The sequence below is a fragment of the Rhodococcus sp. GB-02 genome (genome assembly GCF_053470465.1).
This window is the reverse complement of the sequence record NZ_JBPUKE010000004.1, coordinates 22960-43748: the sequence shown is the minus strand read 5'-3', so window position 1 is coordinate 43748 and position 20789 is coordinate 22960. Positions and strand designations below refer to the sequence as shown.

Sequence of the window (20789 nt, the reverse complement as noted above, 5' to 3'; positions counted from 1 at the left end):
CGTCAGGGTTTGACGGCGCTGAAAATTGCAGTGCCCGGAAAGAGTTGGCCGCGGAGGGGACTCCACTGTCCCCATTCGCGGTCCAACCACTCCGGCCATTCGGGCTCGATGATGTCGCGGATCTGAAGTCCGGCCGCGACGATCTCACGAACCCGGTCTCCGATGGTTCGGTGATGCTCGACGTAGGTGGGGACTCCGTTGTCGTCGACCTCGACATACGGGGTGCGGTCGAAGTAGGGGAGGGTCGCGGTCAAGCCCTTCGGCCCGGGATCGTCGGGGAAGATCCATCGGATCGGATGGTTGACGGCAAAGACCCACGATCCGCCGGGACGCAGAACCCGGGCGACCTCGTTCATCACTCGCTGCGAATCGGCAACGAACGGGACGGCGCCGAACGCGGAACAGACGATGTCGAAACTCTCGTCGGCAAACGGCAGGAGTTCCGCACTTGCCTGAATCAACGGGACTGCCGGTCCGCCGACATTCATCGCGTCCTGCCCGCGGGCGAGCATCCCCATAGAGATGTCGAGACCGACGGCCCGAGCACCGTGTCCGGCGAGCCATCGGGCACACGGCGCCGAGCCGCAACCCACTTCCAATATGTCTTTGTCGACTATGTCGCCGAGCAAGTGGTGATCGCCCTCGTGCAGCCCTTCGGGGCACCAGACGAATTCACCTTCCGCGCTGTTCACGCCCAGAAACTCGCCGTGGGTTCGGTGGTAATCGTCGGCGTCGGCGTCCCACCACGCACGGCTGGCGCGGTCGCTGGCACTCGAATCGACACGGACCCGGCCGACACCGCTGGTACCGAGAATGGAATTGGCGGCGGCATGGCGCTCGTCAGACATGAACAACACAGTAGAACGGGTGACTCGGCCGCAGGGTACCCGGGTTTGCCCGGCAAGATAGCCGACGCGTAGTCTTACCCACGCGAGTGTCTGTCATCCGACCGATTGTCTATACGAGATCTTTACCAAGATCATCTTGGCCAGGATCTCGGAGTCAGCCGGAACGAGAGAGCTCGCGGTGCGGTTCTGCGGTGTGGAATGTGATCCGGTATTCGGTTGTTCGTTATTGATGCAGCTGGGTACTTCGATCTAGTACTTCACAAAAGTACTTCCAACATTTGTACGCCACAGTTGCGCATCTCGTCCGACAAAATCCATCAACCGACCACAACTCGTCCGGAGCAATTCAACATATGCCCTCCACAACCGTCACCTCGCCGCAGGTTGCCATTAACGACATTGGCTCCGCCGAGGACTTCCTCGCCGCCATCGATGCCACGATCAAGTACTTCAACGATGGTGACATCGTCGAAGGAACCATCGTCAAGGTCGACCGCGACGAGGTTCTGCTCGACATCGGTTACAAGACCGAAGGCGTCATCCCTTCTCGTGAGCTCTCCATCAAGCACGACGTCGACCCCAACGAGGTCGTCTCCGTGGGAGATGCGGTCGAGGCTCTCGTCCTCACCAAGGAGGACAAAGAAGGTCGACTGATCCTGTCGAAGAAGCGCGCTCAGTACGAGCGTGCCTGGGGCACCATCGAGGAGCTCAAGGAGAAGGACGAGGCCGTCAAGGGCACCGTCATCGAGGTCGTCAAGGGCGGCCTCATCCTTGACATCGGTCTTCGTGGCTTCCTCCCCGCTTCGCTCGTCGAAATGCGTCGCGTCCGCGACCTCCAGCCGTACGTCGGCAAGGAGATCGAGGCCAAGATCATCGAGCTCGACAAGAACCGCAACAACGTGGTCCTGTCGCGCCGCGCATGGCTCGAGCAGACTCAGTCCGAGGTTCGCAGCGAATTCCTGCACCAGCTCCAGAAGGGCCAGGTCCGCAAGGGCGTCGTGTCCTCCATCGTCAACTTCGGTGCATTCGTGGACCTGGGCGGCGTAGACGGTCTGGTTCACGTTTCCGAGCTGTCTTGGAAGCACATCGATCACCCGTCCGAGGTTGTCGAGGTCGGCACCGAGGTCACCGTCGAGGTTCTCGACGTCGACCTGGACCGCGAGCGCGTCTCCCTGTCGCTCAAGGCAACGCAGGAAGATCCGTGGCGTCAGTTCGCCCGCACGCACGCCATCGGCCAGATCGTGCCCGGCAAGGTCACGAAGCTGGTTCCGTTCGGTGCATTCGTGCGCGTCGAAGAGGGAATCGAAGGCCTCGTTCACATCTCGGAGCTCGCTGAGCGCCACGTCGAGGTTCCGGACCAGGTTGTCGGCGTCGGCGACGATGCACTCGTCAAGGTCATCGACATCGACCTCGAGCGTCGTCGTATCTCGCTGTCGCTGAAGCAGGCCAACGAGGATTACAACGCCGAGTTCGATCCGTCCAAGTACGGCATGGCCGACTCGTACGACGACCAGGGCAACTACATCTTCCCCGAGGGCTTCGATCCCGAGACCAACGAATGGCTCGAGGGCTTCGACAAGCAGCGTGAAGAGTGGGAGAACCGCTACGCCGAGGCTGAGCGTCGCCACAAGATGCACACCACTCAGATGGAGAAGACCGCTGCAGACGAGGCCGCTGAGGCTGCCACTGCTGCTGCCGGCTACTCCTCGGAGACGGCTGCTGCAGACGACACCGAGGCTCCGGCTGCTGCCGGCTCCGCTCCGGCCGAGTCTGCCGGCGGATCGCTTGCCAGCGATGCACAGCTCGCCGCACTTCGTGAGAAGCTGTCGGGCAACGCATAAGGATTACCGCTTGATCTGATCAAGCGAGATCTGTGAAGAACCCCGCCCCTGCACTTGCAGGGGCGGGGTTCTTTCTCTGTCAGGTACCACTTGCCGGCGCAATATTCAGTGAGCGAACATAAAAATGACCGGCACCGAATGGTTGCCGGTCATTTTGTATTTGGTGCAGAGAACTCAGTTTGCGGGAGCAGGCACCCAATAGGTGGCGGTCGCTTCGGCTGTGCGCTTACGCATCGACGCGAAGCTGTGTCGGCCTTGGCTCACGAGCATCGTGAACCACGTACGACGGTGCTCTGCCAGGGCAAAAGCAACTTCGGGAAACTCTATGCAGTGCACGCCGTTCGGCATTCCGAGGCGGTGCTGACCGTGATGGTCGCGATCTGCTCGCATGGCGTCCACTTTCTCGAGAAGGTGCAGGTACAGGTGCGTTCGCTAGAACATAACCGCACGGTCACCGAAATTGTGGTATTTGAGCCTCGAAGGTCTCGGCGTGTTCGATCTGTAGGCGTGTCTGAATCTCTCGGACGCGGAGATGAGAGACTGTCGAGTGTGTTGAGAGTAGGCCTCACTGGAGGCATCGGAGCCGGTAAGTCGACAGTGTCGAAAATCCTCAGCGAACTGGGAGCCGTCATCGTCGATGCCGACCTGATCGCCCGAGAAGTGGTCGAGCCCGGTGCTCCTGGACTTGCCGCTCTGGCCGACGCATTCGGCGACGGGATTCTGTCCGAGGACGGCAGCCTCAACCGCCCCGCGTTGGCGTCGTTGGCGTTTGCCGACGACACGTCACGTGGAACTCTGAACGGCATCCTCCACCCACTGATCGGTGCGCGGACGATGGAGCAGATCTCGTCCGCGCCGTCGGATGCAGTGCTCGTTCAAGACATTCCGCTCTTGGTCGAGGGTTCCATGGCGCCGGCATTCAACCTGGTCGTCATCGTCTACGTCGACGAGGAGGAGCGAGTTCGACGCCTGGTGGGCTCACGCGGTATGCCGGAATCCGACGCGCGTGCGCGCATCGCAGCGCAGGCAAGTGACGATCAGCGTCGTGCTGTTGCCGACGTGTGGCTCGACAACAGCGGCGAGCCGGGTTCACTTGACGGCGTGGTCCACGACCTGTGGGCGAATCGACTTGTTCCCTTCGAGAAGAACCTCCGCGAGGGCACGGTGGTGCGCGCGCTTCCCGAGCTGACTCCAGCTGACCCGTCGTGGCCGGCGCAGGCGGAACGAATCATCGGCCGGTTGTCACTGGTGGCCGGTGACCGCGCGCGCCGTATCGATCACATCGGATCGACCGCAGTGCCTGGTCTCGATGCCAAGGACGTGATCGACATTCAGATCACTGTCGAGCACCTCGGCGTTGCAGACGACCTCGCGCAGGATCTGGCCGCTGCTGGGTTCCCCCGGATCGAGCACATCGTCGCTGACGACCCGAAGCCGTCGTACCTCGGTGGCGAGACCGATCCGGCGGTGTGGGCGAAGCGAATTCACGGCAGCGCCGATCCAGGGCGCCGCGCGAACATACACATTCGGGTGGACGGTTGGCCGGGTCAGCAGTTTGCGATCCTCTTTCGTGACTGGCTTCGTGCCGACGCCTCGGCGCGTGCCGAGTACGCCGAACTCAAGGTCAAGGCGGCTGCGAGGGCTGCCGGCATCGACGACTACGCCTCGGCGATCGACGCCTATCTGGGGGTCAAGACCCCGTGGTTCGACGCCGCATTCCACCGGGCGTGGGAATGGGCCGAGAAATCAGGCTGGTCCCTCTAACGGCTCAGCGCCACGTGACCGGCATGCCCAACGAGCCCAGCCATGCGTCGAGGTTGTGACCGTGGGTGGCGATACCGTCGATGGCTCGGGCAGCGTTCAGCATTGCGCGCTCGGACGTCTTCGGGTCCAGGATTCCGGCGGTGTTTGCCTCGAGCAACTCGTCGACGTCGAGCAATTCGATGCTGTGCCCGGTGTGCACGATCAGGTCAAGGTAGTGGTCCTCAGATGTCCAGACCTGCTCGCTGCGAGTGAAGTCACCGATGTCGACATAGTAATCCCAGTCTCGAACGTGTTCCGGGGTGAAGTGCAGGATCGACGCCCGAATTCCGAGTTCGGGAATGATCCACGACTCCAGGTAGTGAAACCGGGGATGGTCGGCGTGGCGCGCCATGTACAGCCCCCATGGTTCCTCGCGGTACTGCTCGACCGGGCGAATGAAACCCTTGGGATCGACGTTGGTGCGAGCTGCGATGTCGAAGGTTTCGACCTTCGGTCGGTGAATGTGGGGACGTTCCTCGCTCATGGTCGATGAACCTACCGCCGAACTGCATTTTCGGCTGAACGCGGACGAGCAGGCATTGTGTCGGTGGGTGCGCTTACCCTGGTTTCATGGCGTTTGCTTCCGAACATCCCGTGGTCGCGCATTCCGAGTTTCGGCCGGTTGGTGACATCGAGCGCTCAGACGCGCGCTTCGAGGTCGTCAGCCCGTACGAACCGGCTGGCGATCAGCCGGCGGCCATCGCCGAACTGGAAAAACGGATCAACGAGGGGGAGAAGGACGTTGTCCTCCTTGGTGCGACCGGTACCGGCAAGTCGGCCACGACTGCGTGGTTGATCGAAAAGCTGCAACGCCCGGCTCTGGTGATGGCCCCGAACAAGACCTTGGCGGCTCAGCTCGCGAACGAGTTGCGGGAAATGCTCCCCAACAATGCGGTCGAGTACTTCGTCTCGTACTACGACTACTACCAACCCGAGGCGTACATCGCCCAGACCGACACCTACATCGAGAAGGATTCGTCGGTCAACGACGACGTGGAGCGGCTGCGCCACTCAGCGACGTCCAGCCTTCTCTCACGACGGGACGTGGTCGTGGTGGCCTCGGTGTCGTGCATCTACGGCCTCGGTACACCGCAGTCGTACCTCGATCGCTCGATTCAGCTCGACGTCGGTGTCGAGGTGCCGCGCGATGCGTTCCTGCGTCTACTCGTCGACGTTCAGTACAACCGCAACGACATGGCGTTCACACGAGGTTCGTTCCGCGTGCGCGGCGACACGGTCGAGATCATTCCGTCCTACGAAGAGTTGGCGGTACGCATCGAATTCTTCGGTGACGAGATCGAAGCGCTGTACTACCTGCATCCACTGACCGGAGACATCGTTCGTCAGGTCGACACGGTCCGTATCTTTCCGGCGACGCACTACGTCGCCGGCCCTGAACGCATGGAGCGTGCGGCCAAGGACATCGAGGCAGAACTCGAAGAGCGGCTCGCCGAACTCGAGGGCAAGGGCAAGCTTCTCGAAGCTCAGCGTCTGCGCATGCGAACGCAGTACGACCTCGAGATGATCAAGCAGGTCGGGTTCTGCTCCGGCATCGAGAACTACTCGCGCCACATCGACGGCCGAGGTCCAGGAACTGCCCCCGCAACCCTGATCGACTATTTCCCCGAAGATTTCCTTCTGGTCATCGACGAGTCGCACGTGACCGTTCCGCAGATCGGCGCCATGTACGAAGGCGATATGTCGCGCAAGCGCAACCTGGTCGAATTCGGATTCCGGCTACCGTCGGCAACCGACAACCGCCCTCTGACTTGGGAAGAATTCAGTAAGCGGATCGGTCAGACCGTCTACCTGTCGGCAACCCCCGGCAAGTACGAGTTGGGTCAGTCCGGCGGTGAGTTCGTCGAGCAGGTGATTCGCCCGACCGGATTGATCGATCCCGAGGTCATCGTCAAACCCACCAAGGGGCAGATCGACGATCTCGTTCACGAGATCCGTGAGCGCGCCGAACGCGACGAGCGTGTGCTGGTCACGACTCTGACCAAGAAGATGTCGGAAGACTTGACCGACTACCTTCTCGAACTCGGTATTCGCGTCCGGTATCTGCACTCGGATATCGATACGCTCCGGCGAGTCGAGCTGCTCCGACAGCTTCGCCTGGGGGAGTACGACGTGCTGGTCGGCATCAACCTGCTGCGTGAGGGACTCGACCTTCCCGAAGTGTCGCTGGTCGCGATCCTCGATGCCGACAAGGAAGGCTTCCTCCGTAGCTCCACCAGCCTCATTCAGACGATTGGTCGAGCGGCTCGAAATGTGTCCGGCCAAGTACACATGTATGCGGACAAGATCACCGCATCCATGGCGCAGGCGATCGAGGAAACCGAGCGGCGGCGCGAGAAGCAGGTCGCCTACAACGAGAAGATGGGCGTCGACCCACAACCGCTACGCAAAAAGATCGCGGACATTCTCGATCAGGTGTACGAGGAGGCAGAGGACACTGCTGCGTCCGTGGACGTCGGTGGTTCTGGTCGCAACGCGACGCGTGGTCGGCGTGCGCAGGGTGAGGCCGGTCGTGCGGTCAGTGCCGGTGTGTACGAGGGGCGCGACACCAAATCGATGCCTCGCGCCGAATTGGCAGATCTGGTCAAGGAACTCACCGATCAGATGATGAACGCTGCACGCGACCTTCAGTTCGAGTTGGCTGGGCGATTGCGAGACGAAATCTCGGATTTGAAGAAGGAGCTTCGAGGGATGGACGCCGCGGGTCTCAAGTAGGTCGCCTCGCGTGCGTTCGTGCTCTCGCCCGCTACGGTTTCAGGTATGGATGCACAGAATGCAGGCAAGACCGCGCGGACTCTCGAACTTCTCCATTCCTTGGCGTACTTCGTCCCGGAAACGGAAAAGGAACTTGTCGGCGTCGGGTTGGAGCCCGGCCGGATGGTGTACCTCGCAGGGCGATCAGCGCCGCTCGGCGCTCCGCCCGCGACTGTAGTCACGGCTACTTTTTTCAACTTCAATCCTGAATTGATTGCCAGTGTCATCCCACGTGCCTGGGAATTGGCAAGGCCCACAGAGGTTGTCGCCGCGCGGTATCGGGCAATCGACGCGGCGTACGTCCGCCTGTTCGGTGCAGACGTGACAGGATCGGCGGACATGGCCGAGGCCGCCGAACTCGTGTCGATCGCTGCCCAGAACATTCCCGGAGTGGACGGCCGCTCCCTGTATGCGGGTTGGGCGTCGCTCGACTGGCCGGCTGAACCGCACCTGCGTTTCTGGCATGCGCTCACACTGCTGCGTGAGTATCGCGGCGACGGCCACATTGCGGCCCTTCAGACCGCGGGATTGAACGGACTGGACGCGTTGATCACGCACACAGCCACGGGAATCGGGTTTCAGCGTAAGTTCGCACAGACTCGCCGCGGGTGGTCGCAGGAACAGTGGGACGAGGCAGTGGAGAGCCTGAAGGATCGCGAACTGCTCGACCGTTCGTCCGGTGCGCTGACCGAGGACGGGCAGGAACTGCGCGACGTCGTCGAAGACCTGACGGACGACCTTGCCCTGGCCCCGTGGGATGCGCTCGGAGAAGAAGGTGCCAAGCGATTGCTGGAATTGGCGTCGCCATGGCGTGCTGCCCTGGTCGAGCAGGAACTTTTCCCGGCGGCGCTGTTCGGGCCTCGCTTCGGCAAACTTCGCTGATCGGTCACTGTAGGACAAATTTTCCTGTAACTGATGATCACATTCACTGTGAGCTTGTGGCGTGTACTGCAAATAACACTATCCGCGGCACAATCCCGCTAATGTCAGCGCAGCGGTTGTCGAGCGGGCGCAACAGCGTTGCGCCCGGTGCCGGCCGTACCGTCCGTCCCGTAACCATGGAGGAATGAATGAGTGCCTACCGGACCGTTGTCGTAGGAACCGATGGCTCCGAGTCGTCACTGAAGGCAGTCGACAGAGCTGCCGCCATTGCCAGTGGCTCGGACGCTCAGCTTGTCATCGCGTGTGCGTACTACCCGGCCGACCCCAAGGACGTGAGCGCTGCTGCTGACGCGCTGGGTAACGAGGCCTACCAGGTCACCGGTTCCGCTCCGACGTACGAGATCCTTCGGACGGCCCGCGAGCGCGCACATGCCCAGGGGGCAAAGGATGTTGTCGAGCGCGCCGTCGTCGGCGCTCCCGTCGAATCGCTTCTCGCTTTGCTCGACGAGGTGAAGGGCGACTTGCTGGTCGTCGGAAATCGCGGATTGAACACGTTGACCGGGCGTCTACTCGGATCGGTGCCTTCCGATGCCGCTCGCAAGGCGACGTCCGATGTCCTGATCGTGCACACCGTTCGCTGACCTCACCGGCAGTAGTCGGCCTCGGCCGCATCGACGAATACTTCAGCCAGCTGATCGGCGCTGGGGGGTGTTGTCGATGCGGCCGAGCCGTTTCCGGTGGTGACCATCGGTTCGCTTGCTCCGTTCAGCGATACCGTCCGCAGATTCGCGATAATCATCTCGCGATCCGTGCCGGCCGCGAGCTGCTGGCAGACGCCGTCACCGAGCGCCTGCAACATGTCGTCGGAAAAGGCCGGCTCAACCCCGGTAGACGCGAGCGCCGCCCGCAGCCGTTCTGCATCGTCCACCGGTTTTTCGGTCGGTGCGGCAGCAACAGCAGCGATGTCGTCGCTGCCTGCAGCAGCCGTCGAACTCGAATCATCCTCTGAACAACCGGCTGTCACCGCCGCAAGCATCCCGACGCCGATCACCACGCGAGCGATCTTGCGGATGGGTGCGGCGGAACTTGCGGGCAGGCCAAGCACGAGGGGTAATTCCTTCGGTCGTCGACACAAATTGGGGTGACACCACCATTCGTGGTGTCACGCACGAACCTACTCCGTGAGGCTCATGAATCGAAGGCCAACTCTGCTGCCTCGACGCCGTCGAGAACCGCGGGGAGCGACTCGATGTGAATGATGCCGAGCCTCTGGGTAGCTCGGGTCAACGCGACGTAGAGGTCGTTCATTCCACGGGGTGAGTCGTCGAGAATGTCGGCGGGTTCGACTATCAACACCGTGTCGAACTCCAGCCCCTTGACGTCCTTGACCGACAGGACGCTCACGGTCTCGCTCGCAAGGCCCCCCAGATCGGCAACAACCTCGGAGCCGGCGATCACTGCAGTGATCCCGGGATGTGACTCGGACTCGATGCAGCGGCGCACGGTCGATTCCAATTCTTCGGCCGTGGTCTTGAGTGCCCACGGCGCGAATCCGCTGTCGCGCACCGACCGGGGCACCGACTGCTCCGGGTCGATCTCTTCGAGCACGCGGTGAGCGACATCCATGATCTCGGACGGAGTTCGGTAGTTCACGGTCAGTTCGGTGAGCTTCCAGCGCTTGGCGACGTAAGGCTCGAGGATCGTCTGCCAGGACGAGGTTCCCGCAGGATCACCGGTCTGGGCGGTATCACCGACCAACGTCATCCACCGATTCGGTATGCGCCGCATCAGCATTCGCCACGCCATCTCGGAGAGCTCTTGGGCTTCGTCGACGATCACGTGACCGTATGTCCAGGTTCGGTCACCGGCAGCGCGCTCAGCCGTTGTCTGGCGCTGGCCCTGATCGTGGCGCTGAGCGAGTTGGCTGGCGTCGATCAAGTCGTACGCCATCAAGATCTCAGGATCCATCTCGTCCTCGAGGTCCTGTGGCGCGGAGCCGGTGAGAATGTCGAGAGCACCCTGGGCGTCGGCGATCTGTGCGCGCCATTCGCGTTGTGCGCGTTCGCGTTCGGCGGCATCGTCGACGCCGAGGATCTCGGCGAGTTCGTCGAGAAGGGGAGCGTCGGCCGCACTGAATCCTGGTCCGACGCTCTGCAGAAGCTCGTCGCGTTGTCCGTCGTCGAGTTGCGGCGCTGCCTTGGCCAACCTCGCCGGAGACGTCCACAGTTCCGCGAGGATTTGCTGCGGCGACAATTCTGGCCACAGCTTTCCGATGGCGGACATGATGTCGGAGTCCTCGCGCATCTCGTCGCGAATGTCGGCGATGTCGTCCCGGCTGAGGAGTGAGCCGCCGTCGACGAGGTTTCCGCCGATGAGTTCGGCCATCTGCAGCGCCAACGCCTCGATGACTGCTGCCACGAAGATCGGGCGCGCCAGGTTGTGTGGGCGACGCGACGATCGAGCCCGACCGCGCGCCTTCGTGACGGTCTTGCGATCCAGCTTCAGGTCGTACGTGTCGAATCGCAGGGTGATCGGCTTGGACGGAACTTCCTGTCGATCCCGGACGGCGTTCTTGAGCACGTCGAGAATCGCGAGCGAACCCTTGATCTCACCGGCGGCGAGGGAATCGGTACGTGTTGCGCGCACTCCGGGGTACAGGTCGCCGATCGTCGAGAGCAGGACGCCGGTCTCACCGAGTGAAGGAAGGACCTGGCTGATGTAGTCGAGGAAGGTCGCGTTCGGACCGATGATGAGAACGCCGGCCTTGGCCAGCTGCTGACGGTAGGTGTAGAGCAAGAAGGCGGCACGGTGAAGTGCGACAGCTGTTTTGCCGGTACCCGGACCGCCCTGGACCACCAACACGCTCTTGTGTTCGGAGCGGATGATGGCATCCTGCTCGCTCTGGATGGTCTCGACGATGTCGTTCATTTGGCCTGTACGCGCGGCGTTCAGTGCATCCAGGAGTGCGCTCTCACCGGCGACGCCGCCGGCTTCGGTGACTACTCCGGCGGCGCGGGCTGCATCGAGGTCCAGGTATTCGTCGTTGATGCCGGTGACCGTGCGGCTACGGCTGCGAATATGGCGTCGCCGTTTCACACCTTCAGGTGCCGCGGGCGTCGCCAGATAGAACGGTCGTGCCATCGGGGCACGCCAGTCGAGGAGCAATGTTTCGTAGTCGTTGTCGGTGTCCAAAATTCCGAGTCGGCCGACATAGCGTCGCTCGTCGTCGAAGTCGATGCGTCCGAAACACATTCCGTTCTCGGCTGCGTCGTACTTGGCGAGATCCTCGGTGTACATGGCGTTGAAGGATTCGCGTTCACTGCGTGCCTGCGGGGTACCGCCGGTCTCGAGGAGGACCGTGCTCAAGCGTGTTTGGGCATACTTTCGAAGATCGTCGAGACGGGAGTACAGCATCGTCACGTACTGCTGCTCGAGCTCTTGCTCGTTCAGTGACGGGTCCGCGTCGGGCAAAGGATCTCCTAGGCTTGATGAGAAATTCATGCGCTGCAAAAGCGCCAAGACAGTCTAGTTCCCCCAGATGAACTGCCGCATAGATACAGGTCAGGCCACCCGAAGGTGGCCTGACCGTGTTTTTCGGTGCACTCAGTGCGTCAATTCGTCCTTCTTGGCGCGAGCCTTTTCCAGCGCCTTCTCGGCGCGCTTGCGGGCCCGCTTACCCAGCACCTCGGTCTGTTCCGACGCTGTCTCTGCCCACTCGTTGCTCTTCTCGAGTGCAAGTTCGGCGAACTCGGAGCTGCGCTTGCTCGCCAGCTCGGCCAGTTCGGCACTGCGCTCGCGTGCGGTCTCGGCCAGTTCGGAGCTGCGCTTCTGCGCGACTTCGAGGATATCCGGGCCGCGCTCCTTGGCGACCTCGCTGAATTCAGCGGCACGCTTGCTCGCGATCTCCGCGAACTCGGAACCACGCCCCTTGGCGAGTTCGAGCCAATCCGTTCCGTGTGCCTTCGCGGTTTCGGCAAGTTCGGAACCGCGCTCGGACGCCACCGACAAAGCATGTTCGACGCGATCGCTCGTGTGATCGGTCTGCGATGCGACCAATGGAAGCGCCGCGGCGATAGACGCCTGTGCCTTCTTCGCGGCGCGGCGGCCACGCCAGCCGAGCGACGGCTTGCCCTCGGTGTCGACGGACGCGATCATCAGTCCGCCGAGCAAGCTGACGTTCTTGATGAAGTTGGTGCGCTGCATCGCTCGCAATGACGGATCGGTTTCGTTCCAGAAGTCGTGGCCGGCCAGTGTGGTGGGCACCAGGCTTCCGGCGAGGACCAACGACGCGAGCCGCGGAGCCTTGCCTGTAGCGAGCAGGGCACCGCCACCGATCTGGACGACGGCGTTGATCTTGACGAGTGTTTCCGGATCAGCAGGCACCTTCTGAGTCACTGCTCCTGGCAGCGTCTCGACCGATTTGTCGATCAGGGGTGACGCTTTGGCTGCTCGCTGAGCGGGGTTGCGCAAAGCATCGATTCCCCCGGCGATGAAGATCGTGGAAAGCAATGGACGAGCAATTCGACGTACCAGCATGTTTCAAGCCTCCCGATGTAGGTTCGTTTTCCACCCTAGCGATCGCAGAAGGAATTGGTCCGGTGCAAGGACGTCGCGGCGCCTTTCCCTGAGGACGGATTCCTGGTCGCCGAAGTGCGCTGTCCTGCATCGATGACTTCGTCGTGGGTTCGGACAACTCGCTCGGAAGTATCCGTTACCGCGTATCCGCCCACGGCGTGTTCGAAGGTGCCACACAATGCAGACCGATCGGCCACCATGGTTCGGTGACCACGAAGATGACACAGAACTTCGGCTCGACCCTTCCTGCCGGTTGGGGACAACTCTCAGCCGAGGAGAACGAGCGACATTGGGCTATGTTTCGCGCCCGCTTCGAATTCACTCCCGGCATCGACGCGCGATCTTGGCCCGCCATCGCTGAGCCGACGCCGTCCGTGGTCTTCGATTTGGGTGAGGCGTCATGTGCGACGCCAGGAGCGTGGGCCGCTCGCGTCGATGCGATCAACGCCGAAGCGTTGCGCTGTTTTGTCACCGACTGGAACGACGATCCCAACTTCGTCGTACTGGATTGGCAGCATCCGGGCTACACCTTCGACGCGGAGTCACATGCCGCTGCGCAGGAGTTGGCGGAGTGGCGTGTCCCGGTCTATCCGAACGGCGATTACAACATATTCGGGCATGACGACTTCAGAGAAGGAACCTTCGGCCATCCGTGGGAACGCACGTTGTGTGTGTTCGGTGCACGGATGGTCGAAGGCCTGGGCGGGACTCTGACGACCTGGCTCCCACGACTTCGAGTCAATGGCGAACAGGTCAGAAATGAACGGGCCGACTAGCGGGATTCAGTTCAGACGGGTGAGACGTCACCAACCGCGTTCGCGCCACTCCGCCAAGTGCGGACGCTCGGCGCCCAGTGTCGTGTCCTTGCCGTGCCCCGGGTAGACGACGGTTGCGTCGTCGAACCTTCCGAACAGCTTGTTTTCCACGTCGTCGAGCAGGGAAGTGAACTTCTCGGGGTCGGCGGTCTTTCCGACGCCTCCGGGGAAGAGTGAATCACCGGTGAAGAGGTGAACCTGCCCGCTCGGTTCGGTGAGAGCCAGCGCGATGGACCCGGGAGTGTGTCCGGACAGGTGAATGACGTCGAGGCTCAGATTGCCAACCGTCACCTTGTCGCCGTCTTCGAGGAGAACGTCCGGGGTGACGGGAAGAACATCCGCGTCGAGGGGGTGAGCGGCGGACGGCACCTTCGTTGCGGCGTGGACGTCCTGCAAGGCCAGCCAGTGATCGCCGTGCTGATGGGTGGTGACGATGGAATCGAAAACAGGTGCTTCCTGTTCGATGAGCGCGATGATCTTCTCGGCTTCGTTGGCCGCATCGATCAGGAGAGATTTCCCGGTCGTGGAACAGACGACGAGGTAGGTGTTGTTGTCCATGGGGCCGACCGACATTTTCGTGATTACGGCGCCTTCGATTGTGCGCCGCTGAGGGGCAGAATCGGGGGAGACCTGACCGGTGTAGGAGTCGTCGATCACGATGGGCTGATTCGTCATGAAACGCAGGCTACCTTCGAATAGGGGCAGGTAGAGCGATGGGCTCGCTCGGTGAGAAAAACGTGTCGGTGGCTCGGCCTACGATGACGATCGCTCGAGGACTCGCGTTTGCGAGGCCGCTCGAGACTTCTCCGGGGGGACGGCCCCAGATGATTGACAATGAAGGGAATTGGTGTGGCGGATCGCCTGATCGTGCGGGGTGCACGTGAGCACAATCTGCGAGGAGTCGATCTCGACCTCCCGCGAGACAGCCTGATCGTCTTCACCGGGTTGTCCGGCTCCGGCAAGTCCAGCCTCGCGTTCGACACGATCTTCGCCGAAGGTCAGCGCCGTTACGTCGAGTCGCTCTCGGCATACGCGCGTCAGTTCCTCGGTCAGATGGACAAACCGGATGTCGATTTCATCGAAGGATTGTCTCCTGCGGTGTCGATCGACCAGAAGTCGACCAACCGCAACCCACGTTCGACGGTGGGCACCATCACCGAGGTCTACGACTACCTCCGACTCCTCTATGCCCGCGCAGGTTCAGCGCACTGCCCGGTGTGTGGCGAGAAGATCGCACGTCAGACGCCCCAGCAGATCGTCGACCAGGTGCTCGAGATGGAAGAGGGCATCAAGTTCCAGGTCCTCGCACCGGTGGTCCGTACTCGTAAGGGCGAGTTCGTCGATCTCTTCGATCAGCTCAACACCCAGGGCTATTCGCGAGTGCGCGTCGACGGTGTCGTTCACTCGCTTGCGGATCCGCCGAAGCTCAAGAAGCAGGAAAAGCACGACATCGAAGTTGTGGTCGACCGCTTGCAGGTCAAGGCGAGTTCGAAACAGCGCCTTACCGATTCGGTCGAGACAGCCCTCCGATTGGCCGAAGGCATCGTCGTCCTCGATTTTGTCGACCGCGAGGAAAATGCACCCGATCGGGAGCGCCGTTTCTCCGAAAAGCTGGCCTGCCCGAATGGTCACGCACTCGCCATCGACGATCTGGAACCGCGCTCGTTTTCCTTCAACTCGCCCTACGGCGCTTGCCCGGAATGCACCGGCCTCGGTATCCGCAAGGAGGTCGACCCGGATCTGGTGGTTCCCGATCCTGACCTGAGTCTCGAAGACGGAGCAATTGCGCCGTGGTCGATGGGCCAGAGTTCTGAGTACTTCGGAAGGTTGCTGTCCGGCCTCGGCGACATCCTCGGTTTCGACATGACAACGTCGTGGAACAAGTTGCCGGCGAAGGCCCGCAAAGCAATCCTCGAAGGTAGTGAGGAGCAGGTTCACGTCCGGTACAAGAATCGGTACGGCCGTACCCGTTCTTATTACGCCGAGTTCGAAGGTGTGATGCCGTTCCTGCACCGCCGTCTCGAGCAGACTGAGTCCGATCAGATGAAGGAACGCTACGACGGGTACATGCGCGACACCCCGTGCCCGGCGTGTGGTGGAGCTCGCCTGCGTCCGGAAATCCTGTCGGTAACTATCGCGGCTGGAGACTTCGGCAGTAAGTCCATCGCCGAGGTCTGTGAACTCTCGATCTCCGATTGCGCGGACTTCCTCAACAGCCTCACCCTCGGTTCGCGCGAAGAGGCCATTGCGGGTCAGGTCCTCAAGGAAGTTCAGGCGCGTCTCGGGTTCCTGCTCGACGTCGGCCTGGAATACCTTTCTCTCTCGCGTGCCGCTGGCACGTTGTCCGGTGGCGAAGCCCAGCGAATCCGCTTGGCAACGCAGATCGGATCCGGACTCGTCGGCGTGCTGTACGTACTCGACGAGCCGTCCATCGGTCTCCACCAACGCGACAACCGGCGACTGATCGAAACTCTGACGCGCTTGCGCGACCTAGGCAACACGCTGATCGTCGTCGAGCATGACGAAGACACAATCCGTACATCTGACTGGGTGGTCGACATCGGACCGTATGCCGGCGAGCATGGTGGCAAGGTCGTTCACAGCGGACCGTACGAAGAACTGCTGACGTGTGAAGAGTCCCTGACCGGCGCCTATCTATCGGGTCGCAGCTTCATCGAGGTTCCGGCCATCCGTCGGCCGGTGGACCGCAAGCGTCAGGTCACGGTCGTCGGAGCTCGCGAGCACAATCTCGACGGCATCGACGTGAGCTTCCCGCTGGGTGTTCTCACCGCTGTCACCGGTGTCTCCGGTTCGGGCAAGTCGACGTTGGTCAACGACATTCTGGCGACCGTCATGGCGAACAAGCTCAACGGTGCACGCCAGGTGCCTGGCCGTCACACACGAATCAACGGTCTCGATCAGCTGGACAAGCTCGTACAGGTCGATCAGTCTCCGATCGGCCGGACTCCACGATCGAATGCTGCGACGTACACCGGCGTGTTCGACAAGATCCGAACCCTGTTCGCTGCAACTACAGAAGCGAAGGTCCGCGGCTACCAGCCAGGCCGGTTCTCGTTCAACGTCAAGGGCGGACGCTGCGAGGCGTGCTCCGGCGACGGAACCTTGAAGATCGAGATGAACTTCTTGCCGGACGTGTACGTGCCTTGCGAGGTGTGCCACGGCGCTCGGTACAACCGCGAAACGCTCGAGGTCCACTACAAGGGCAAGTCGATCGCCGAGGTTCTCGACATGCCGATCGAGGAAGCGGCCGAGTTCTTCCAACCGGTCACCTCCATCCACCGGTACCTCAAGACTCTGGTCGACGTCGGTCTGGGCTACGTCCGACTGGGTCAGCCGGCTCCCACTCTGTCCGGTGGTGAGGCACAACGCGTCAAGCTCGCCGCCGAATTGCAGAAGCGCTCGACCGGCCGCACCGTGTACATCCTCGACGAGCCCACCACGGGTCTGCATTTCGAGGACATCCGCAAGCTCTTGATCGTGATCAACGGTCTGGTCGACAAGGGCAACAGCGTGATCGTGATCGAGCACAACCTCGACGTGATCAAGACGTCGGACTGGGTCGTCGACATGGGACCCGAAGGTGGATCCGGTGGCGGAACCGTTGTGGCGCAAGGTACTCCGGAGGACGTTGCCGCGGTCCCCGAGAGCTACACGGGCAAGTTCCTCAGTGAAGTTCTCACCGCGCAACACGCACCGGCCAAGGCCAAGCCGATCACCAAGAAGCGCGCGACGAAGGCAGTTGCAGCAAAGAAGGCTGCGCCACGGAAGAAAGCTGCTTCCGTGAGCTAGCAGAAGTCGGTCAGTGATGCCGGGTCGGAATCCGACCCGGCATCACTGCACTGACGGTTAGGAAGCGGTGGCCTCGAGGATCACTTGGGCAACGTCTTCGGGGCGCGACCACATCGGCCAATGGCCGGTCGGGAGGTCGACATACGTCACTGGGAGTTTCGCCAGTTCCGCTGCCATCGGGTGACCCCCGTCGGCCATCTGGGCGATCACCGCGGACGGGAACGTGCTGCAAACGACGGTAGACGGCACCTGGTAGCGCTTCTCGTTCGTCAGGACAATCGGCTCACGCGCCGGTCCAGCCGGTTCGGGGACGGCGTTGGCGCGAAACGCCTCGAGAGCTTTCTCGTCGAGTCCTTCGAGGCTGCTGCCGTCTGCTTCGAGTTCTGCCCACGTCGGCAGAGGTATCTCGACGACATCTGCGGCTAAATCCGGTCGCAGCGCCGCGCCGTCGGGCATCGGGCCCGAGTCGACGTAGACGATCCGAGCGACGCGATCCGGGATGCGATCGGTGACCGCGTACCCCACCGGGCCGGCGCCGCTGTGAACGACCAGGACCGTGCGTTCGTCGGAATCCGTTACAGCGTCGATGACTGCGCGGACGTGGGCGTCGAAGGTGACCGCTGATCGATCTGCATCGACGGCGTCGAGTCCGGGCAGCGTCAGGCTGGTCACGCGGGTGTCGGAACGCTCGAGGTGCGGGAGGACTGCATCCCAAGCCCATGAACCGAGCCAGAATCCGGGAACAAGAACGATGTGAGTTTTCATGTACTCACTGTGCAGCCGGGATGGTGACAACAGACTGTCACTAATTATGTCACTGTTTGGTATCGAAATCTGAGATACTCGTGGGTGTGAATCGAGCTGCGAGATTGCATGCTCTAGTCGAGGAACTTCGGCGACAGGGCGATCGAGGGACTACGTGTTCCCGATTGTCCGAGGAATTCGGTGTCACCACCCGAACTATCAAACGCGATATCGAGACGCTGATGATGTCGGGTGCGGCGATCGAGGCGCGCTCAGGTCCTGGGGGTGGATACCGACTCGTAGGTCGCGCCACGCTTCCGCCGGTGAATTTCACTGTCCCGCAAGCAGTGTCAATCGCGTTGGCGTTGACCGCGATGGGCGATGCTCCGTTTGCGCCGGATGGACGTGCGGCGCTGGCAAAACTGCTCGACGTGATGGACGAGGAGGGCCGTCGTAAGGTTGCCGAACTCGGTGGCCGCGTGTGGATACGCGGAGACGTTGGGGTTGTGACGGATTCGCGCGCGAACCGGCAGGCCGTCGAGCAGGGTCTCGAACAGAGTCGCGTCGTGTCGTTGCACTATGTGGATGGGGACGGTTCGGAGACGGTGCGGGCAGTTGAGCCGCACATTCTGGCGCAGGACCGTGGACTGTGGTTTCTCATCGGCTGGTGTCGCCAGCGCGACGCCGTGCGGTGGTTTCGACTCGATCGAATGCGTCGGGCCACGCTGACGAACAATCACTTCACTCCACGGGATTCGAGCGTCTTCGGCCAACCGCCCGAAGACGCTCGGCCTGTTGCGCCCCGAAGGTGAGTGACTCAGTCGATCATGTTGCGGGCTGCGGCAACGGAATCCGTGATCAGCTCGGTCAAGACGGCCGGGTCGACATCGCTCAGCCGTTTGACGTACAGGCAGCCTTTTCCGATCTTGTGCTTGCCGAGGCGCGCGAGTGTGTCCGTGTAGTCGTCGAGGTCCAGAGACAAGTACAACGTGAGTGCGGTGGCCCTGGGGGAGAATCCGATCAGCGGAGTGTCTCCCTCGTGGCCACTCGCGTACCGGTAGTGCCGTGCCCCGAATCCGATGATGCTCGAGCCCCACATGACAGCAGGCTCGCCCGTGGCGGCCGACAGCAAGGAGATCAACTCCGCACTGTCGGGGCGCTTACGATCGTCGACGCGGGAAATGAACGCGTCGACGTCCTCGGGCGTCGGTTGAGTCTTGTTGGCGGTTGCCAACTCAGTAGACCGGGCCGGTGAACTTCTCGCCCGGTCCCTTTCCCGGCTCGTCCGGGTGCGAGGAGGCCTCGCGGAATGCGCGCTGCAAGGCTTGGAGGCCTTCGCGGATGGGGCCGGCGTGGGGGCCGAGGTACTCGACCGACGCAGTCACCAGTCCGGCAAGCGCGGTGATGACTCGACGCGCTTCGTCGAGGTCGAGGTAGGGGCTGGAAGACGGGTCGGCGTCCGAGAGGCCGAGTTTTTCGGCCGCCGAGCTCATCAGCATCACTGCGGCGCGGCTGATGACCTCGACCGCGGGGACTTCGGAGAGTTCGCGGACGTCGGGATACGTGCCGTCGGTGTTCTGATCTGCCTCGAAGTTTTCACTCATGGATGCAAGGATTCCATCAGGCCGTGATGGTGTTGAATCGGGCCTCTCCCCGCTGTGGGGGACCTGCACCGATTTCTTTCATCTGTGGCGACCTGTTACTCTTGTTGCAACGACCGCCTCCGACTTGTTCGGGGGCAGCAAGTGGAGCCCGACTCCCACCTCTGCGCGGCAGGTAAAACTGCAGTTCAGCGGTTCCGGTCACCTGACTATCGAAGTCTAAATGCTTCGTCAGGTTCCTCACCCAGTTGAGGAGACGATATTCGGCGTGAGCTGGATCTTGTGTGATCGGTCGACATCGGGCCCCGCAGATGAGAAATCATCGGAGCGGGGCTTTTTGTTGGGGTACGGGCGGTACGGGCTGCGTGCGGTCACGAAGACCGCACCGTTCAACCTAGGAGGCCCCATCAGCACTGAGACCCGCATCAACGATCGTATCCGCGTCCCCGAGGTCCGTTTGGTCGGACCTGGCGGCGAGCAGGTAGGCATCGTGCGTGTTGAAGATGCACTCCGCTTGGCCCTCGAGGCCGACCTCGACCTGGTCGAGGTAGCTCCCGACGCCCGTCCACCGGTCTGCAAGATCATGGACTACGGCAAGTTCAAGTACGAGGCTGCACAGAAAGCCCGTGAGTCTCGCAAGAACCAGACTCTGACGGTCATCAAGGAGCAAAAGCTCCGACCCAAGATCGACGCTCACGACTACGAGACCAAGAAGCGCAATGTTGTTCGCTTCCTCGAAGCCGGTTCCAAGGTCAAGGTCACGATCATGTTCCGCGGACGTGAACAGTCACGTCCCGAGCTCGGTTACCGCCTCCTGCAGCGTCTGGGAGCAGACGTCGCAGATCTCGGCTTCGTCGAGACCTCGGCAAAGCAGGACGGCCGAAACATGACGATGGTGTTGGCACCGCACAAGGGTGCCAAGACTCGCGTCAAGGCGCAGGAGAGTGCCCAGGCACCAGTGGCGCAGGCCGCTCCGCGTCCGGCTCCGGCGTCGAGTGAAGCAGCTCCTGCCGCGACTGAAGCAACTCCGGCCGCGACTGAAGCCGCACCGACGACCGGCGACGCAGCTCCCGAGGCTCCGACCAGCTAGTCGATTTC

19 protein-coding genes are annotated in these 20789 nt (G+C 62.0%); 9 read left to right on the top strand and 10 right to left on the bottom strand.

The genetic code is table 11. From position 1 onward, the window contains the following. Positions 1-2: 2 nt before the first annotated feature. Positions 3-848 (bottom strand): class I SAM-dependent methyltransferase, encoded by an 846-nt coding sequence (locus ACSW29_RS25180; protein WP_317828964.1) that lies wholly within the window; start codon positions 846-848, stop codon positions 3-5. 353 nt (positions 849-1201) lie between these two features. Here ACSW29_RS25180 and rpsA point away from each other — a divergent pair, with 353 nt between their 5' ends. Further along, complete coding sequence (rpsA, locus tag ACSW29_RS25175; RefSeq protein WP_230813265.1) at positions 1202-2689, top strand: 30S ribosomal protein S1; 1488 nt, start codon at positions 1202-1204, stop codon at positions 2687-2689. Between the two features lie 174 nt (positions 2690-2863). Here rpsA and ACSW29_RS25170 read toward each other — a convergent pair whose 3' ends face one another. Continuing rightward, positions 2864-3079, bottom strand: coding sequence for a hypothetical protein (locus tag ACSW29_RS25170; RefSeq protein ID WP_003944056.1), 216 nt, complete (start codon positions 3077-3079; stop codon positions 2864-2866). 159 nt (positions 3080-3238) lie between these two features. Here ACSW29_RS25170 and coaE point away from each other — a divergent pair, with 159 nt between their 5' ends. Beyond that, positions 3239-4453 carry a dephospho-CoA kinase gene (coaE, locus tag ACSW29_RS25165; protein WP_448278576.1) on the top strand — a complete coding sequence of 405 codons (1215 nt, stop codon included), beginning with the start codon at positions 3239-3241 and terminating at the stop codon, positions 4451-4453. Positions 4454-4457: 4 nt separating this feature from the next. Here coaE and ACSW29_RS25160 read toward each other — a convergent pair whose 3' ends face one another. Further along, positions 4458-4976, bottom strand: coding sequence for a DUF402 domain-containing protein (locus ACSW29_RS25160; RefSeq protein WP_448278575.1), 519 nt, complete (start codon positions 4974-4976; stop codon positions 4458-4460). A gap of 86 nt (positions 4977-5062) precedes the next feature. Here ACSW29_RS25160 and uvrB point away from each other — a divergent pair, with 86 nt between their 5' ends. From uvrB to ACSW29_RS25145, 3 genes are all read left to right on the top strand, one after another. Next, positions 5063-7225 (top strand): excinuclease ABC subunit UvrB, encoded by a 2163-nt coding sequence (uvrB, locus tag ACSW29_RS25155; RefSeq protein WP_019748629.1) that lies wholly within the window; start codon positions 5063-5065, stop codon positions 7223-7225. Positions 7226-7270: 45 nt separating this feature from the next. Further along, a complete protein-coding gene (locus tag ACSW29_RS25150; RefSeq protein WP_448278574.1) occupies positions 7271-8146 on the top strand; it encodes an SCO6745 family protein in 876 nt (291 codons plus the stop codon). 188 nt (positions 8147-8334) lie between these two features. Beyond that, positions 8335-8787: a universal stress protein gene (locus ACSW29_RS25145; protein ID WP_003944055.1), complete on the top strand. Its 453-nt coding sequence runs from the start codon at positions 8335-8337 to the stop codon at positions 8785-8787. Between the two features lie 2 nt (positions 8788-8789). Here the strand turns inward: ACSW29_RS25145 and ACSW29_RS25140 are convergent, their stop codons facing one another. The 3 genes from ACSW29_RS25140 to ACSW29_RS25130 all read right to left on the bottom strand — a co-directional run bounded on the left by ACSW29_RS25140 (position 8790) and on the right by ACSW29_RS25130 (position 12682). Further along, a complete protein-coding gene (locus ACSW29_RS25140) occupies positions 8790-9200 on the bottom strand; it encodes a DUF732 domain-containing protein (RefSeq protein ID WP_230813261.1) in 411 nt (136 codons plus the stop codon). 134 nt (positions 9201-9334) lie between these two features. Beyond that, on the bottom strand, positions 9335-11617 hold the full coding sequence (locus ACSW29_RS25135; RefSeq protein WP_448278573.1) for a HelD family protein: 2283 nt from the start codon (positions 11615-11617) through the stop codon (positions 9335-9337). A gap of 132 nt (positions 11618-11749) precedes the next feature. Next, positions 11750-12682 carry a DoxX family protein gene (locus ACSW29_RS25130; RefSeq protein WP_230813259.1) on the bottom strand — a complete coding sequence of 311 codons (933 nt, stop codon included), beginning with the start codon at positions 12680-12682 and terminating at the stop codon, positions 11750-11752. A gap of 245 nt (positions 12683-12927) precedes the next feature. On the opposite strand from ACSW29_RS25130, the gene ACSW29_RS25125 reads away from it, so the two are divergent. Beyond that, positions 12928-13497 (top strand): DUF2716 domain-containing protein, encoded by a 570-nt coding sequence (locus tag ACSW29_RS25125; protein ID WP_448278572.1) that lies wholly within the window; start codon positions 12928-12930, stop codon positions 13495-13497. Positions 13498-13524: 27 nt separating this feature from the next. Here the strand turns inward: ACSW29_RS25125 and ACSW29_RS25120 are convergent, their stop codons facing one another. Further along, positions 13525-14211, bottom strand: a complete 687-nt coding sequence (locus ACSW29_RS25120; RefSeq protein WP_448278571.1) for an MBL fold metallo-hydrolase — start codon at positions 14209-14211, stop codon at positions 13525-13527. Between the two features lie 174 nt (positions 14212-14385). On the opposite strand from ACSW29_RS25120, the gene uvrA reads away from it, so the two are divergent. Continuing rightward, on the top strand, positions 14386-17346 hold the full coding sequence (gene uvrA, locus ACSW29_RS25115) for an excinuclease ABC subunit UvrA (RefSeq protein ID WP_448278936.1): 2961 nt from the start codon (positions 14386-14388) through the stop codon (positions 17344-17346). A 57-nt stretch (positions 17347-17403) separates the two neighbouring features. Here uvrA and ACSW29_RS25110 read toward each other — a convergent pair whose 3' ends face one another. Further along, positions 17404-18111, bottom strand: coding sequence for an alpha/beta fold hydrolase (locus ACSW29_RS25110; RefSeq protein WP_448278570.1), 708 nt, complete (start codon positions 18109-18111; stop codon positions 17404-17406). Between the two features lie 80 nt (positions 18112-18191). On the opposite strand from ACSW29_RS25110, the gene ACSW29_RS25105 reads away from it, so the two are divergent. Next, positions 18192-18902 carry a helix-turn-helix transcriptional regulator gene (locus ACSW29_RS25105; protein ID WP_317828973.1) on the top strand — a complete coding sequence of 237 codons (711 nt, stop codon included), beginning with the start codon at positions 18192-18194 and terminating at the stop codon, positions 18900-18902. Between the two features lie 5 nt (positions 18903-18907). On the opposite strand, the gene ACSW29_RS25100 is transcribed toward ACSW29_RS25105, so the two are convergent. Together ACSW29_RS25100 and ACSW29_RS25095 are read right to left on the bottom strand one after the other, a co-directional pair. Further along, on the bottom strand, positions 18908-19324 hold the full coding sequence (locus ACSW29_RS25100) for a DUF1801 domain-containing protein (RefSeq protein ID WP_448278569.1): 417 nt from the start codon (positions 19322-19324) through the stop codon (positions 18908-18910). A gap of 1 nt (position 19325) precedes the next feature. Continuing rightward, positions 19326-19694 carry a DUF1844 domain-containing protein gene (locus tag ACSW29_RS25095; RefSeq protein WP_448278568.1) on the bottom strand — a complete coding sequence of 123 codons (369 nt, stop codon included), beginning with the start codon at positions 19692-19694 and terminating at the stop codon, positions 19326-19328. 358 nt (positions 19695-20052) lie between these two features. Here ACSW29_RS25095 and infC point away from each other — a divergent pair, with 358 nt between their 5' ends. Further along, positions 20053-20781, top strand: coding sequence for a translation initiation factor IF-3 (gene infC / locus ACSW29_RS25090; RefSeq protein WP_230814092.1), 729 nt, complete (start codon positions 20053-20055; stop codon positions 20779-20781). Positions 20782-20789 lie beyond the last annotated feature (8 nt).